14 protein-coding genes are annotated in these 15,386 nt (G+C 77.1%); 4 read left to right on the forward strand and 10 right to left on the reverse strand.

Annotated elements, in window-relative coordinates:
- The first annotated feature begins 60 nt into the window (after positions 1-60).
- Positions 61-795, forward strand: coding sequence for a class I SAM-dependent methyltransferase (locus AB0D08_RS00120; protein ID WP_033822495.1), 735 nt, complete (start codon positions 61-63; stop codon positions 793-795).
- Positions 792-1,850 carry a prenyltransferase gene (locus tag AB0D08_RS00125; protein ID WP_233289180.1) on the forward strand — a complete coding sequence of 353 codons (1,059 nt, stop codon included), beginning with the start codon at positions 792-794 and terminating at the stop codon, positions 1,848-1,850. Before AB0D08_RS00120 ends, AB0D08_RS00125 begins: the two co-directional genes overlap by 4 nt.
- An 80-nt stretch (positions 1,851-1,930) precedes the next feature.
- On the opposite strand, the gene AB0D08_RS00130 is transcribed toward AB0D08_RS00125, so the two are convergent.
- From AB0D08_RS00130 to AB0D08_RS00150, 5 genes are all read right to left on the reverse strand, one after another.
- Complete coding sequence (locus tag AB0D08_RS00130; protein WP_359885748.1) at positions 1,931-2,899, reverse strand: hypothetical protein; 969 nt, start codon at positions 2,897-2,899, stop codon at positions 1,931-1,933.
- Between the two features lie 226 nt (positions 2,900-3,125).
- The gene (locus tag AB0D08_RS00135; protein WP_359885749.1) at positions 3,126-4,184 is read right to left on the reverse strand and encodes an N-acetylmuramoyl-L-alanine amidase; all 1,059 of its coding nucleotides are present in this window, start codon (positions 4,182-4,184) and stop codon (positions 3,126-3,128) included.
- A 7-nt stretch (positions 4,185-4,191) separates the two neighbouring features.
- A complete protein-coding gene (locus AB0D08_RS00140) occupies positions 4,192-5,418 on the reverse strand; it encodes a hypothetical protein (RefSeq protein WP_359885750.1) in 1,227 nt (408 codons plus the stop codon).
- A gap of 241 nt (positions 5,419-5,659) precedes the next feature.
- The gene (locus AB0D08_RS00145) at positions 5,660-6,316 is read right to left on the reverse strand and encodes a class I SAM-dependent methyltransferase (RefSeq protein WP_359885751.1); all 657 of its coding nucleotides are present in this window, start codon (positions 6,314-6,316) and stop codon (positions 5,660-5,662) included.
- Positions 6,317-6,357: 41 nt separating this feature from the next.
- Positions 6,358-7,626, reverse strand: coding sequence for an MFS transporter (locus AB0D08_RS00150; RefSeq protein ID WP_359885752.1), 1,269 nt, complete (start codon positions 7,624-7,626; stop codon positions 6,358-6,360).
- A 73-nt stretch (positions 7,627-7,699) separates the two neighbouring features.
- On the opposite strand from AB0D08_RS00150, the gene AB0D08_RS00155 reads away from it, so the two are divergent.
- Entirely contained in the window at positions 7,700-8,086 is a 387-nt protein-coding gene (locus AB0D08_RS00155; protein WP_033820244.1) for a MerR family transcriptional regulator, read from the forward strand.
- A gap of 7 nt (positions 8,087-8,093) precedes the next feature.
- Here AB0D08_RS00155 and AB0D08_RS00160 read toward each other — a convergent pair whose 3' ends face one another.
- Both AB0D08_RS00160 and AB0D08_RS00165 read right to left on the reverse strand, forming a co-directional pair.
- Complete coding sequence (locus tag AB0D08_RS00160) at positions 8,094-9,110, reverse strand: M48 family metallopeptidase (RefSeq protein WP_359885753.1); 1,017 nt, start codon at positions 9,108-9,110, stop codon at positions 8,094-8,096.
- Positions 9,107-9,319, reverse strand: a complete 213-nt coding sequence (locus tag AB0D08_RS00165) for a hypothetical protein (protein WP_359885754.1) — start codon at positions 9,317-9,319, stop codon at positions 9,107-9,109. The genes AB0D08_RS00160 and AB0D08_RS00165 overlap by 4 nt, the downstream gene beginning before the upstream one ends.
- Positions 9,320-9,598: 279 nt before the next feature.
- Between AB0D08_RS00165 and AB0D08_RS00170 the strand changes: the two genes are divergently transcribed.
- A complete protein-coding gene (locus AB0D08_RS00170) occupies positions 9,599-10,675 on the forward strand; it encodes an alcohol dehydrogenase catalytic domain-containing protein (protein WP_359885755.1) in 1,077 nt (358 codons plus the stop codon).
- A gap of 80 nt (positions 10,676-10,755) precedes the next feature.
- On the opposite strand, the gene AB0D08_RS00175 is transcribed toward AB0D08_RS00170, so the two are convergent.
- From AB0D08_RS00175 to AB0D08_RS00185, 3 genes are all read right to left on the reverse strand, one after another.
- A complete protein-coding gene (locus AB0D08_RS00175; RefSeq protein ID WP_359885756.1) occupies positions 10,756-10,908 on the reverse strand; it encodes a hypothetical protein in 153 nt (50 codons plus the stop codon).
- Between the two features lie 315 nt (positions 10,909-11,223).
- Positions 11,224-13,296 carry an alpha/beta fold hydrolase gene (locus AB0D08_RS00180; protein WP_359885757.1) on the reverse strand — a complete coding sequence of 691 codons (2,073 nt, stop codon included), beginning with the start codon at positions 13,294-13,296 and terminating at the stop codon, positions 11,224-11,226.
- Between the two features lie 6 nt (positions 13,297-13,302).
- Entirely contained in the window at positions 13,303-14,985 is a 1,683-nt protein-coding gene (locus AB0D08_RS00185; protein WP_359885758.1) for a hypothetical protein, read from the reverse strand.
- Positions 14,986-15,386: the final 401 nt, after the last annotated feature.

The following is a 15,386-nucleotide window of genomic DNA, read 5'->3' on the forward strand; positions in this document are numbered from 1 at the left end:
CCCCGGCCCGCCGGACCCTCAACCCTCAGCAGTACCGCAGCAACGAATGGGAGCCCCGCAGTGCTGACCGTCGATTTCTCCCGCTTTCCGCTCGCCCCCGGCGACCGGGTGCTCGATCTGGGCTGCGGCGGCGGCCGGCACGCGTTCGAGGCCTACCGGCGCGGCGCGAACGTGGTCGCCCTGGACCGCAACAGCGAGGAGATCGCCGAGGTCCGCAAGTGGTTCGCCGCCATGGAGCTGGCCGGCGAGGCCCCGGCCGGCGCCTCCGCCGTGGCGATGGAGGGCGACGCGCTGGCCCTGCCCTTCGAGGACGACACCTTCGACAAGGTGATCATCTCCGAGGTGATGGAGCACATCCCGGACGACAAGGGCGTGCTCGCCGAGATGGTCCGGGTGCTCAAGCCCGGCGGCCTGCTGGCCGTGACCGTGCCGCGCTGGCTGCCGGAGAAGATCTGCTGGGCGCTGTCCGACGAGTACCACGAGGTCGAGGGCGGCCATATCCGGATCTACAAGGGCGACGAGCTGGTGGAGAGGGTCCGCGAGGCCGGCCTCACCCCGTACGGCAGCCACCACGCGCACGCGCTGCACTCCCCGTACTGGTGGATCAAGTGCGCGATGGGCGTCAACAACGACAAGGCGCTCCCGGTCAAGGCCTACCACCAGCTGCTGGTCTGGGACATCGTCGGCACCCCGGTGATCAGCACCCTCACCAAGGCCGCCGAGAAGGCCCTCAACCCGGTGATCGGCAAGAGCTTCGTGGTGTACGCCTCCAAGCCCCACCTGGCGGGCAAGTGACCGCCGCCGTCCCCGAGGTGCTGCTCCTCGACGGGGTGCTGGACGCGGACCGGGCCGCCGCCACCGTCCGCTCCATCCTGGCGGACCAGGACGGCGACGGCGCCATCCCGTGGTTCCGCGGCGGCCACCTCGACCCGTGGGACCACACCGAGGCCGCGATGGCCCTCGACACGGCCGGCGAGCACGCCGCCGCCGAGGCCGCCTACCGCTGGCTGGCCGGCCGCCAGAACGCCGACGGCTCCTGGTACGCCGCGTACACCGACGGCGAGGTGACCAACGCCTCGAAGGAGACCAACTTCTGCGCGTACATCGCGGTCGGGGTCTGGCACCACCACCTCAGCACCGGCGACGACGCCTTCCTGGAGTGGATCTGGCCGGCCGTCCGCCGCGCCCTGGACTTCACGGTGGGCCTGCGGCTGCCGGACGGCCCGATCGCCTGGCGCCTCGACGAGGACGGCACCCCCGTCAAGGAGGCGCTGCTCACCGGCTCCGCCAGCATCCTGCACGCCCTGCGCTGCGGCCTGGCCATCGCCGACTACCTCGAAGAGCCCCAGCCCGACTGGGAGTTGGCGGCCGGCCGGCTGCGGCACGCGATCGCCCACCACCCGGAGCGGTTCCTCGACAAGGACCGCTACTCGATGGACTGGTACTACCCGGTGCTCGGCACCGCACTGCGCGGTGCCGCCGCCGCCGAGCGGATAGCCCGCGACTGGGACCGCTTCGTGGTCCCCGGCCTCGGCGTGCGCTGCGTCAGCGACCGCCCCTGGGTGACCGGCGGCGAGAGCGCGGAGCTGGCCCTCGCGCTGTGGGCCTGCGGCCAGTCCGACCGGGCGGTGGAGATCCTGCGCTGGATCCAGCACCTGCGCCACACCGACGGCTCGTACTGGACCGGCTACGTCTTCGAGGACGACGCCATCTGGCCAGAGGAGCGCACCACCTGGACCGCCGGCGCGCTGCTGCTGGCCGTCGCCGCGCTCGGCGGCGACCCCGCCACGGTCGCGGTCTTCGGCGGCGAGCAGCTGCCCAGCGGGCTGGTGGTCAACGACTGCTGCTGAGCAGCGGCGACCCGCACGACGACGGGGGCGGTACCGGTCGCGACCGGTACCGCCCCCGCTGTCGTCGCACCCGGTGCGGGTCAGCCGCGCTGGATGCCCGTGGTGTCGTTGAGCAGGCCGTGGGTGCCGTCCTGGAGCTGGGCGACCAGCGCGCTGCCGCGCTGCTCGACGGCCAGGTACCAGGTGCCCGGGACGAGGTCGCCGACCGGCGGGCCGGCCGGGTTGTCACGCGGGGTCAGCTGACGCAGCGCCGGCACCGCGAACCAGAACGGGGTGAACGGCGCGGCCGCGGCCGCCGGGGCGGGCGCCGGGACCTGGACCGCGTCCTGCGGCACCGCGGCGGCCGGGTAGCCGTAGCCGCCGGCCGGCGGGGCGGCGGCGTAGCCGCCCGGCTGGGCCGCCGGGTCGCCCTGGCCCGCCGGGGTGCCCGGGTAGCCGTACTGGCCGCCCTGGGGGGCGTTGAACTGGCCGCCCTGGCCGCCCTGGAGGGGCTGGCCCGGGGTGTAGGGCGCGTAGCCCTGCTGCTGCGGGACGGCGGCGGGCTTGTCGGTCAGCAGCGGCGCCTGCAGTGCGGGCACCAGCGGGCCCGCGACCGCGGCGGCGGCCAGCACCAGCACGACGATCACCGACAGCCAGGCGCCGAAGGCGTGGTCGACCAGGTCCGAGGGGTCCAGGCCGCGGGTGGTGTCGGCCGCCGAGAGGTAGCCGCCACCGTTGGTGAACAGCGCCCACAGGCCGCCCCAGGCGGCGAAGACGGACAGCGCCACGCCCCACTGGCGGAGCTTGAGGCCGGCCACCAGCCGGGTCTCGGCCGCCTCGCCCTGGAAGCGGGCCAGCAGGATCAGGGCGGCACCGGCGACGCCGGCCAGGAAGACCGTGGCCAGGATGGACAGGAAGCCGCTGTGCCAGACGTTGTACGAGCAGTTCGTCCGGCACGGTCCGCCCACCGAGGTGTTGGCCTCGTAGAAGGGGAGGAAGGAGAAGACGAAGAGCAGGACAGCCGCACCTGCGACGGCGGCGTCTCCCCTGGTGAGAGCGCGCAGATTCACTAACGTTCCCCTCGTTGGTGTGTCGTGGACGGCGGGTGGTACTCGGCGGAGCCGGGGCGGGCCCGGTCCGGCCGATCGGGGCAAAAGCCTAGGGCCAAGCAGCCGCGACGTGCACAGCGCCCTCCCGGAACGGTCCGCAGTCGTTGCAGAACGGTCGGCTCCGGGCACCTCGCCGAGGACCGCCCCGGGGCCGCCGGAGACCGGTCCGGGGGCGGCCCGGAGCGGCTCAGGAGGTGGTCAGGTAGGTGGTCAGCGCGTCCGCGATGCCCTGGGCCGCGCGCTGCCGCCACTGCGGATCGGTCATCCGGCCGGCGTCGCCCGCGTTGCGCATGTTGCCGCACTCGATGAACACCTTCGGGACCGTGGACAGGTTCAGGCCGCCGAGGTCGGTCCGGGTGTCCAGCCCCTGCTTGCCGATGTAGTCGGCGAACGGCTCGCCGGTGGCCGCCTTGAAGGTGTCCCGCAGCAGCACGCCGAGCCGGTGCGAAGGCTCGACGATCGCCGAGGTGTCGGCCTTCCCGGCGGTCACCTTGCCCGGCATGATCACGTGGAATCCGCCGGCCGAGGCCGGCGCGCCGTCGCCGTGCACCGACAGCGCCACGTCGGCCTTGGCCGCGTTGCCGATCCCGGCGCGCTCGTCGATGCACGGTCCCCACGGGCGGTCGCCGTCCTGGGTGAAGACCACCTTGGCGCCGCGGTCCTGGAGGATCTGCCGGGCCCGGCGGGCCACGTCCAGGGTGTACTCGGCCTCGCTGTAGCCGTTGTTGGTCGAGGTGCCGGTGGTGTCGCACTCCTTGCGCGCGTTGCCGATGTCCACCTGGCGGTTGATCTCGGTGGTGTACTTGGCGTTGCCGGTGTTGTGGCCCGGGTCGAGCAGCACCGTCCGGCCGGCCAGCGGGGTCGCGCCGCCCGCCGCGGCCGGGGTGCCCGGGGAGGCGGCCGCCGACGGCGCATCCGGGGAGGCCGCGGCGCCCGGCGTGCCGGACTGCTCGGCCGGGGCGCCGGTGGCGCCGTCCAGGTGGCCCTCGCCCGCCGGGTCCGACGGCGAACCCGCGGCGCCGGCCCGGTCGGCCGAGCCGGCGGACCCGGCCGGCCCGCTGTCGGCCAGGGCCTGCCAGCCGAGCCAGCCGCCCAGGCAGATCGGGACCGCCGCGCAGCCCAGCAGGACCGTGCGGCGCAGCCGCCGGCGGCGGGCGGGGTACGCGGCCGACCCGTCGGGGTACTCGGCGTGCTCGGCGTGTTCGGGGTGCTCGGGGGGCGTGGGGGAGCTGGTGGGGCGGGTCACGAGTGGTTCAGATCCTGTCCGCGGTGCGAGGGGTCAGGCCGTAGGCCTCGGCGATCGGCTTCCACTTTCCGGCGAAGTCGTTCTTCGACTGGGTGGCCTGCGGATTGAGGTCGCCGGCCCGCTTGTAGTCTGCCGTGCTCGGTGCGGTGCCGTTCACGCACCCCTGGGCGGAGACCACCCGGCCCCAGGCCGCGTAGGCCCGGTCGATGTCGCCCGACTGCTGCCAGGCGGCGTTCAGGGTCTTCGCGAGGTCCGGGCCGCCGGGCAGGTCACCGAGGTCCAGCTTGGCCAGTGCGGCGATCAGCTGGTCGCGCTGCTGGGCGCCGCTGTCGAAGACCGCCACGGCGGCGTCGGTGTCCGGTTTGGCCGGGCAGCTGCGCACCTTGGCGACCGCGCTGCCGATGCCCGAGCGGGCGTTCTCCGCCTGGGCGAGCAGCGCGTCCAGGGCGGTGGCCTGGGCGGCCGCGTTCGGCCCGGCGCCGGCCGGGCCCGCCGAGGACGACGGTGAGGCGGCCGCCGGCGCGGAGGCGCCCGGTGCGGGCGCGGTGGTCCCGGACTGCGGCGGCGGCTGCTGTCCGGCCGTGGCGGCGGGGGCCTGCCCGGCCCGGTCCGCGGAGTCGGTGCCGCTGTTGCGGACGGCCCAGGTCACCCCGACGCCGATCACCACGACCAGCGCCACCCCGAGCGCGATGAACAGCGGCGTCCGGCCGCGCGGCGGCTCGTCCTCGCCGGGCCCCGGGTGGTCGCCGGGCGGCGGGTACGAAGGCTGCGGCGGCCCGCCGAACCCGCCCGGGAACGGCGGCCGCGCGCTCCCGTCCGGCCCGGGGAAGGCGCCGCCGTGCGGGGGCCCCGGCGGGGCGGGGTACCCGCCCGGGTGGGGCGCCGGGTGGGGTGTCACGTGCTCGGGGAAGCCGGTCGGCGGCCCGGAGGGCGGCGCCGGGGAGCGGAACAGCGGCGGCGCGTCCGCGGCGCCCGTCACCGGCGGCAGGACGGTGGTCGGCTCGCCGCCGAACGGGTCGGCGCCGGGCGCGGGGAACGCCGCCGGGGCCTGCTGCGGCGGGAAGCCGGGCCGGACCTCGGACCCGAATCCGGACGGGAAGCCGGACGGCACCGCCGGCGGTGCCGGCGGCTGCGCCGGGGCACCCGGTTCCGTCCTGCGGCGCACCCAGCCACCCGCACCGCCGCGCGCGGTCGGATCCCAGACCGCCGGCGGAGTGTTCTCCTGATCCGTCATGCCCCTGCCCTCGCCCCCGACGACCTGTCTCACCTGTCAGTCGGACCCGGCACGGTGGCGGGGCCCTGGCTCGTGCGGCACCGGTGCGCCGTCGGCCGGCCCCCGGCCTCCGGCTGCCGCCGACACGCTACCCGGCGGCCGCGCCGCCGGGCCACGGCGGTACCCCTGCGGGACGGCCGTCCCGGACGACGTTAGAGCATCGCTGATCGTTCGCGCAGGGACCCGGCGCAGTCCGTCGCGGTCAGGCCCCGGTTCGGCGCAGTACCCGCAGCGAGCCGGTCACCGAGACCTCCTCGAAGCCCTCGGCGAGCGCCCGCAGGTAGACCCGGTAGGGGGCCTGGCCGCCGTCGGCGGGGTCCGGGAAGACGTCGTGGACCACCAGCAGGCCCTCGGGCGCCAGGTGCGGCACCCAGCCCTCGTAGTCGCCGGTGGCGTGCTCGTCGGTGTGCCCGCCGTCGATGAAGACCAGCGCGAGCGGACCGCCCCAGACCGCGGCCAGCTGCGGTGAGCGGCCCACCAGGGCGATCACGTGCTCCTCCAGCCCGGCCCGGTGCAGGGTGCGGCGGAAGACCGGCAGGGTGTCCATCAGGCCGACCTCGGGGTCGACCAGCGTCGGGTCGTGGTACTCCCAGCCGGGCTGCTGCTCCTCCGAACCCCGGTGGTGGTCCACGGTCAGGGCGACCGTGCCGCACCGCCGGGCGGCGTCCGCCAGCAGGATCGCCGAGCGCCCGCAGTAGGTGCCGATCTCCAGCAACGGCAGCCCGGTGCGGCCCGCCGCGGCCACCGCCGCCGCGTACAGGGCGAGGCCCTCGTCGGCCGGCATGAACCCGGTGGCCGCCTCGAAGGCCGCCAGCACCTCGGGCGCGGGGTGGGCGGTGGCCGCCAGGAGGTCGGTCATGGTGGTGCTCCCTGCTCGCGCTGTCGGTGGGTGGCTGGACCCTACTCGATGGTAGGCAGCGGCGCCGCCGCCGGGGCGGCCCGGGTCAGCGCCCGGAGCAGGGCGGCGGCGCCGGCCACCGCGATCATCGCCAGCCCGGTGCCGACCAGGATCTGCCGGGGCCCCAGCACTGGGGCCAGCGCCCCGCCGAGCGCCGCCCCGGCCGGCGCCGCGGTCAGGAGCACCGTCCCGCGCAGCGCCAGCACGGTGGTCAGCCAGCGGCCCGGAGTGCGCTCCTGGAACAGGTTGGCGACCAGCGCGCTGTACGGGCCGTACACCACGCCGCCGAGGGCGAAGCCGAGCAGCGAGGCGACGGCCGGGGCCTGCGGGCCGAACGCCAGCATGGCGGCGCCGTGCCCGGCCAGCACGCCCAGTACCACCGGCCACAGCGGCAGCCGGCGCAGCGCCCCGGCGGTGAGCGAACCCGCCACCGCGCCGACCCCGAACACCGCCCAGTACAGCCCGAGCAGATCGGACCCCGCCCGCAGGTCCTGGGCGACGTACAGCGGCAGGGCGACCTCCACCGGCCCCCAGCAGAGGTTGAACAGCCAGGTCACCCCGATCAGCCCGAGCAGTTCCGGCCGGGCCCGCAGCACCCGCAGACCCGCGCCCGTCCCACCGCCGGCGGGTTCCGGGGCCTGCGGGGCCGCCGGGCCGGGCCCCGGGCGGCCGGCCCGGACGGCCAGCAGCCCGAAGGTGGCCGCGTCCAGGCCGATGATCCAGGCCGGTCCGGCGCACCCGGCCAGCAGACCGGCCAGGGCCGGCCCGGCGATGGTGGACACCCAGGTGCTGGTGGAGAGCAGCGCGTTGGCCGCCAGCCGGTGCTCCGGCGGCAGCAGCCGGGCGACCATCGCGTACCGCGCCCCGCTGCCCCACGCGTGCAGCACCGACGAGCAGGCCAGCAGCGCGACGAGGACCGCGGGGTGCAGCAGGCCGAGGACCTGGGCGAGCGGTACGCAGCCGAGCAGCACCGCCCGCAGCGCGGCGTCCGCCCGGATCAGCCGGTCCGGTGCCAGCGGGCGCATGACGCGCCCCAGCAGCACCCCGCCGACGGCCCCCGGCAGCACGTACGCGACCAGCGCCGCCCCCACCAGCGGGCCCGCCGCCCCGGGCGGCGCGAGGTGGACGGCGAGCCAGGCCACCGCGACCGTGCTCATGCCGTCCCCCAGGTCGGAGACGGCGAGCGCGGTCAGCAGCCGGGCGAACCGGCGGTCGGCGAGCACAGGACGGTATCCCCGCGGCAGCAGCCGCGGGAGCAGGGCTGAGATCATGCGGCCAGGCAAGCGGTTCAAGCGCGGTTGAAGTCAACCGGCGGGGCGCCGCCGGGCGGAGCGAGGAGGTGCCGTGCGACAGCTGGGCATCGGTGAACTGGCACGGCGGACCGGCCTGCGGCCCTCCGCACTGCGGTACTACGAGAGCCTCGGCCTGCTGCCGGACGCCCGCCGGGAGGGCGGGCGGCGGGTCTGGCCGGCGGCCGTGCTGCGCCGCCTGGCGCTGATCAGGATGGCGCAGCGGGCGGGGTTCACCCTGGCCGAGATCCGTGGCCTGCTGGCGGGTGAGCCGGACCGTCCCGCCACCCGGCAGTGGCGGGAACTGGCCGAACGCAAGCTCCCCGAGCTGGACCTGTTCATCCGCCGGACCCAGCAGCTGCGCGACGCCGTCGCCGCCTGCCTGGCCTGCGGCTGCATGAACTTCCAGGACTGCGAGCTGCTGGCCGGCCCGGCGGCCTGACGGCGGCTCACTCCTGCTGCCGCAGCTCCTCGGCGATCTTCACCCGGTGCGGGGCCAGCTCCGCCTCGACGGCGCCCTGCTGCGCCGGATCGGCCGTCACCGACGGTTCGGTGACCGGCGGACGGGTGGTCAGCATCCGCAGCCGCAGGTGGGTGGGCGGGTGGGTGGCGTCCACGGCACCGAGCTCGCGCGCGGACAGCCGCAGCCGCCGCTCGCGCTCGGACGGCGGGACCGCCGCGATCCGCTCCGCCAGCTCGGTCCACAGGTCCGGCCCGTCGGCGGTGCCGTCGGCGGTCCGGCGCACGGGCCGGGGCCGGTTGCGCCGGCGCAGCACGACCGACTCGGCGGTGGCGTGGAGGAGCAGGACCTCCAGCACGCCGCGGACGGCGGCGGTCCCGCCGACCCCCGCGGCCAGCGCGTCGGCCCGGTACTCGGCGGCCTGGCCGGACCGGACGGTGAGCCGCTCCAGCGCGCGGTACAGGCCGGTCACGAGGGCGTTGAGGCCGCCCATCAGCAGCCGCTGCACCGTGCCCGCCAGGAAGAACACGAGGTCGACCCCTTCGGAGCGCGACCGGTCCGGCAGGGTCATCCGGTGCCACTCCTCCAGCGCCCACAGGGCCGAGCCGAGCCAGCGGCCGCGGCGCGAGTCGCCGTTGACGTCGTGCCCGAACTCGTGGCCCAGCAGGGCGATCCGCTGCTGTGGGGTGAGGGCGGCCCACAGCGGGAGCCCGAGGACCAGCAGGCTGCGGTTGCGCACCCCGTACCGGGCGTAGCTCGCGTTGAAGTCGCCGCCGACCACGATCACGTCGACCGGGCGGCTGCCGACGGCGGCGGCCACCCGGTCGGCCAGGGCGTACAGCGCAGGGGCCTCGTCGCGGCGCAGCGGTGTCACCCCCGGGGCCAGCCGGCCGAAGCGCGGCCGCAGCACGTAGGCCATCGGCAGGCCGATCGCGCCGAGCACCCGCAGCGGCCAGGGGCCCGTCACCAGCAGCGTCACCGATCCCGCCAGCACCAGCAGGGTCACCAGTGGACCAGGCCCGCCAGGGTGGACGCGAACAGCCCCGACAGGTCCCGGTGGGCCGGGGCGTCGTCCGCCACCCGGGCGTACACCTGCTCGGTGCGGGCCCGGACGGTCCGCTCGCGGCGCTCGGTGCGCCGCCGCTCGCGGTCCCGGCGCCGCTGCTCGCGCGGGGTGGGGGGCCCTCGGCGCGCGGCGGGACGACCAGGTTCCACTCGCAGGCGGGGCACCAGACGGGGAACGAGGGGTCGGTGTCGAGCGGTGCGCGGCAGTCGGGGCAGGCGCTGGGGCGGCCGGCCGGACGGGTGACGGAGGCGTCGGCGCGCCCGGCGGGGGCGGGGGTCGGCATGGCGGGTGATCATGCCAGAACGCGGCGGGACGGGCGGTCGAATATCCGGACCGGCCGCTCGGACCCCGGTTCCTGGAACGTGTTCCAGAACCTATCCTCGTAGCGCCGACGACCGGCCACACCGACGCGAACCCGGGAGCAGCCCATGCGCGCAGCGATCCTGCACAAGACCGGCCAGGACGAGCTGGAGGTCCGCGAGGACGTCGAGGCGGTGGGCTTCGGCCCCGGAAAGGTACGGGTACGGCTGCGGGCGACCAGCCTGTGCCACTCGGACCTGTCGGCGATGGCCGGGATCATGCCGCAGCCGGCGCCGTTCGTCCCCGGCCACGAGGGCGCGGGGGAGGTGGTCGAGGTCGGCGAGGGCGTGACCGGGGTCTCGGCCGGCGACCGGGTGGTGCTGTGCTGGATGCCGCCGTGCGGCGTTTGCGCGCAGTGTCGCGGCGGCCGCAGCCACCTGTGCGTGGCGAGCCTGCGCCGGCTCTCGACGCCCACCTTCCGCTTCGCCGGCACCGACGCCTACGGCTTCTACAGCACCGGCACCTTCGCCGAGGAGGTGGTGGTCGCCGCCGACAGCGTGCTCGCCGTGCCCGCCGACCTGCCCTACGAACTGGCCGCGCTGATCGGCTGCGGGGTCACCACCGGCCTCGGCGCCGCCGTGAACACCGCCCGGGTCGAGCCCGGCTCCTCGGTGGCGGTGATCGGCGCCGGCGGGGTCGGCATCGCGGCAGTCCAGGGCGCCCGGGTCTGCGGGGCCGCCCGGATCACCGTGGTCGACCCGGTGGCCTCGCGGCGCGAGCGGGCGCTGGCCTTCGGCGCCACCGACGCCGTCGCCCCCGAGGAGCTCAAAGCGGCCGCCAAGGGCCAGGACGGCGGCGGCTACGACTACGTCTTCGAAGCGGTCGGCCGCTCCGCCACCGTCCGGGCCGCGTACGACGCCACCCGGCGCGGCGGCGCGGTGGTGGTGATCGGCGCCGGCGCCAAGGACGACCAGGTGCCGTTCAGCATGGCCGAACTGTTCTTCAACGAGAAGCGGATCCTGCCGTCGATGTACGGCGGCGGCGAGGTGCGGCGGACGATGGCCCGCGCGGTGGACCTCTGGCGGGCCGGGCGGCTGGACCTGGCGGGCATGGTCACCCACCGGCTCCCGCTGGCGGCGGTCAACGAGGCCATCGCCCAGATGCGCAGCGGCGAGGCGCTGCGCACGGTGCTGACCCTGGACTGACCCCGCATCGGGAGCGGCCCGGGAGCGGCCCGAGGAGGCGGGGACGGATGCCGTCCCCGCCTCCCCGGGCGGCGGAGCGTTCAGCGGCGGTGGCGGCCGTGCGGGTTGCTCTCGGGGCTGTCGTCGGGGGCGGTCGTGCCGCGGTGGCGGCCGTGCGCGCCGCCGTCGGCGGCCTCCTCGGCGCGGGCCGCGCCGAGGTCGTGCTTGGTGGTGTCGGTGAGGGTTTCGGACATGAGCTCGTCTTCTCCGTGCGGATAACGGGTGCTGCGTTCGGCAGCGTCGGATGGGCGGTGGTGGCACGCCCGGACCGGATCACCATAACGGCCGGGTCGGACGTGGCCCACCGAGACCCTCCGTGCGGCGCCCGGCTTCCGGGCACCCGCACCCCGGCGGTACCCCGGCCGGGCGCGGCGCCGCCGAGCCGGTGGCCGACCGCCTCGCGGTGGAGCGGGGACCGGACCTGAAGGTCCCGTGGCGGGCCGTCAGACCCCGGCCGGGGCCCGGTGGCAGCACCGCCCGGCCGTGCGGCCCACCCGGCCGCGCCGCCGTCACTGCCGCCCGGAGTCCGCTGCCGCCGCGGGCGAACCCGGGCCCGGGAGCGCCCGGCTCCGGGCCGCGTCGGACTCGGTCCAGCCGGGCCGCCCGGTCCGCAGGAAGGCGGCCAGCACCTCGTGCAGCACCGCCGCCCCCTCCTCGACCAGCAGCTCGTGCCCGGCGCCGGCGGCCTCCAGGTACCGGAAGTCGGTGCCCTCCGCGCGGCCCAGCCGCAGCAGTTCGTGCCGCAGCGCACGGGACTGGCCCACCGGCACCACCTCGTCCCGGTCGCCGTGCAGGATCAGCAGCGGTGCGGTCAGCCGGTCCGCCAGCCGCAGCACATCGCGCGGACCGCGGGCGTCGTCCAGCGAGACGTCCCCGCCGAGCCGACCGGTCAGCGCCCGGACCGGCGCGGTCCCCTCGGCGAGCAGCCGCGGACCGGACAGGAACGGCGCGACCACCGCGCAGCGCGCCACCTGGCCGGCGGCCGCCCACGCCGCGGCCAGCAGGGCCAGGAACGCGCCGTAGCTGACGCCGAACAGGGCGGGCGGCTCCAGCCCCAGCGCCGCGCGCTGCCCCGCCACCGCGTCGACCAGGTGCAGCACGTCGTCCAGGTCGGGGCCGCCCCACGCGCCCCGGATGGCCATCGCGTGCTCGTCGCCGTACCCGGTGGAGCCGCGCTGGTTGGGCGCCAGCACGGCCAGGCCGTCGGCGGCCATCCGCTGCAGCGCGGGGTCGAACTCCAGCCGCCAGGCGTCCGCCGGCCCGCCGTGCAGCGCGATCACCAGGTGCGGTGCGCCCAGCCAGCCGTCCCCGCCGTACACCACGGCCTCGACCGGCCCCGCCGGGCCGGCCAGCTCCAGGCTCTGGGCGGGCTGCCACGGCACGCCGTCGCCGGGGACCGCGGAGGCGTCCAGCCGCCAGCCGGCCGGCACCCCGCGCGGATGCCGGACCGCGGCCTGCCACGGCTGCGCCGGTGGCGGCCCGCCCGGCCCGCCACCGGCCAGCGGGGCCAGCTGCAGCGGCAGCGCCACCGCGCCCGGTACGCTCCCGGGCCCCTGGCCGAGCAGCGCGTCCACGTCCATGGTGGCCAGCGCGGCCGGCCGGTCCGGCGCCGAGTACGGCATCCGCAGCCCCGCCGACGACCAGTCACCGACCGCGCCGAACCGCCCGGGCGGCACCGGCACCGGCTCGAGGCCGCCACCGGGCCGCCAGAGCGCCAGCGCGGACCCGGCGCCGCGGTCCAGCTGCAGGGCGACCCGCAGACCGGCCGGCCCGTCGGCGCTGCCGGGCGCCAGCGCGACCGGGTGCAGGAACACCCCCGGCAGGTGCAGGCCGTCGGGGAAGCGCAGCGGATCGGTGCCGCCGATCACCCCCCAGCCGAGCCGGTCGGCGCCGGGCGCGTCGCTGCGCACCATGCCGAAGCGGGTGTCCGGGTCGAACAGCACCAGCCGGTCGTTGCTGCCCTCGCCGATCTCCAGCAGCGGGGTGGTCAGGCCGAGTTCGAGGTCGAGGACGACGGACTTCACGGTGGTGCCGGCGACCCGGTCCAGAGCGAGCAGCCGGCCGGTCCGGTCGAGCCAGACACCGCCGCCGTGCAGGCCGGGAAGTTCGGCGATCTGGGCGGGGGCGGTGCCGTCCGCGTGGACCAGCCAGACGGTGGTGACCGGGCGGGTGTCGGAGCCCAGCGCGACCGCGACCGGCCGCCCCGGCCCTGCGCCGGGCAGCGGCAGTACCCGCAGTCCGGGCAGCCGCAGCGCGGCGAGCTCCCGCTCCTCGGCGTACGGGCCGCCGGGCACCGCCGACAGCAGGACGAGGGCGTGCCGGTCGCCGTCGTGCCGGCAGGCCAGGACCCGGCCGTCCGGCAGCGCGACCAGCTGGGTGCGCAGGTGCTCCGAGCGGTTGCCCGGCAGCGGGAGGGCGGTCGGCTCGGCGGGGCCGTGGTCGGGCAGCCGCCAGCTCTCCGGGTACCAGCCGCCGTCGGGGCCGGCGGCCAGGCAGGCGGCGTGCGAGCCGTCGGCCGCGAAGGTGAAGCTCAGGCGGCGCAGGGCGTGGGCGGCACCGGTTCGGGCGGGGGTCTCGCTCACCGGGGGTCACCTCCGGTCGGCTTCCGGTCGTTCGGGGTGGGTGGGGGCAGTGGCCGCCGGTGGTGCGGCGGGCGGTGGTGTCGCGGCCGGCATCGACGTGGCGGTTGGCATCGACGTGGCGGTCGGCTGCGCTTCGGTGGCGAGGGCGGCGCGGACCCCGGCCAGCGGCAGGCGCCGTTCGGGCGCGCGTTCGCGCAGGGCGAGGACGACGGGGGCGAGCCGCCGGGCGGTGCCGCCCTCCCGGGCGGCGAGGCCGAGCCAGCGGGCGAGCCGCTCCTCGACCGGCCGGGCCTGCGGGAGGTCCTCCGGCAGCAGCGGGTCGTGGCCGGTGGCGAGCAGGAAGAGCAGGCCGCCGAGGGCGTACAGGTCGGCGGCCTGCTCGGTGCGGGCGATCCGCCGCAGGTGGTGGTGCTCGGGCGCGCGGTACCCCGGGGAGCCGGCGGAGCCGGCGACCGCGCCGGCCTCGGTGGCGAGCCGAAGGCCGACCAGGCGCAACGCGCCGTCGGGCAGGACCATGACGTGCCCGGGGGAGAGGTCGCGCAGTACCAGCCGCTCGGCGTGCACGCGTTCGAGCAGGCCGGTGAGGGCCAGCGCCATCGGGCCGGCCTCGGCCCAGGGCACGTCGGCGGTGCCGTCCCGGCGGAGCCGGGCGGCGACCCAGCTGCCGAGCGGCCGGCCGGGGATGCGTTCCTGCACCAGGAAGAGCGAGTCGTCCTGTTCGATCAGCTCCAGCGGGCGGGGGGCGAGCTCCAGGCCGTCGAGCCGGCCGAGCAGCCGCGCCTCGTGCCTCAGCGCGGCCCGGGCGTCGGTGCCGGAGCGGCCCACCCCGGTCCGGGCGCGGGCCTGTCTGACCACCACGTCGGTGTCGGTGACGGTGTCCCGGCCGAGGAACACGCCGCCCGCGGCGCCGTTGCGCACCGCCGAGGTGAGGGCGTACCGGCCGCCCAGCAGTACCCCGCCCGGGCGCCGCCCGGCCACGGCGGGGCGGGCCGACCCCCTCCGCCCGGCCGACCCGTTCCGCCCGGGCGACCCCCTCCCCTCGACGGGGTCGACCGCCCACGGGGGTCTGCGGAAGCCCGCGGTGCGGGCGTCCTCGGCGGCGGCCCCGCCGGGGCCGGCCGGGCTCGAGCGGTACGTGTCCCCGCTCCCCGGTTCGGTGTGGCCGGCGGTGGCGCCGAACCGGGGGTGCCCCCGGCGGCCGGGGGCGTAGGGCCGGTCCGGGAGCGCCACCGGGCCGGGCGGGCCGTGGGTGGCGTGGTGGAGTTCCTCGGCGGGCCGGCGGAATTGCGCGTCGTCGGCGGGCCGGGCCGGGCTGAATTCCCCGGCCGGGCCGCGGCCGCCGCTGCGGGAATTCAGCTCGTGGTGTTTCTCCCGGCCGGCGGCGAATTCGGCGGCGCAGGGGTCGGCGGCGGTGGCCGCGGCGACCGCGCCGGGCAGCTCGGCCGTGGCCTCGGCGGCCGGGCCGGTGTGCGGTCCCCAGCCCCGCGCGGGGAGGTCCCGGCCGGGCGGCCGGACCGTGCACCACGGGCCCTCGACGGCGGTCAGCCAGCCGCTGTCGTGGTCCTCCCCTGCCCCGGTGCCGGCCACGGCCGCCCGTACCAGCTCCACCAGCGTGCCGTCGCGGCCGGGCGGCCCGTCGTGGACCGGCCCGGGCCCCCCGGCCGGACGCAGCGGTGTGCCCTTCCCCATCCGCTTCACACCCCTTCGTCGCTGCCGGTCGGTCCTGGTGGATTCACGGGTGCCGCCTCCCGCTCCGCCGGTCCCGGCCCGGCGCCGGGCCGCCGTGAACGGCGCGGACCGGAGCGGAGTTCGGCAATTCGGCGGAGCGCCCCTTTTCCGACCCCCCTGGCCGGGGCAGCTCCCGTTTGCAGCACCGAAGTTACTTTCGGAAACGGGAGCCACTCAACGCCCCTCGGGTCACTTCACTCGTAAGGGTGATCTCGATTCGTTTTCGATTACGTGCGACCCCCGGCCTGTGGACCGCCGCGACCGCGTGGCACCCGGGCCGTCCGGCCGGGGAGGCGCCGATGCGCCCCGGCGCGCCGGTTGACGAGCAGCTGTACGGGTTGCCGGGACTGGGCCGGCTGCGC

The organism is Kitasatospora sp. NPDC048540 (assembly GCF_040651175.1).
GTDB lineage: Bacteria > Actinomycetota > Actinomycetes > Streptomycetales > Streptomycetaceae > Kitasatospora.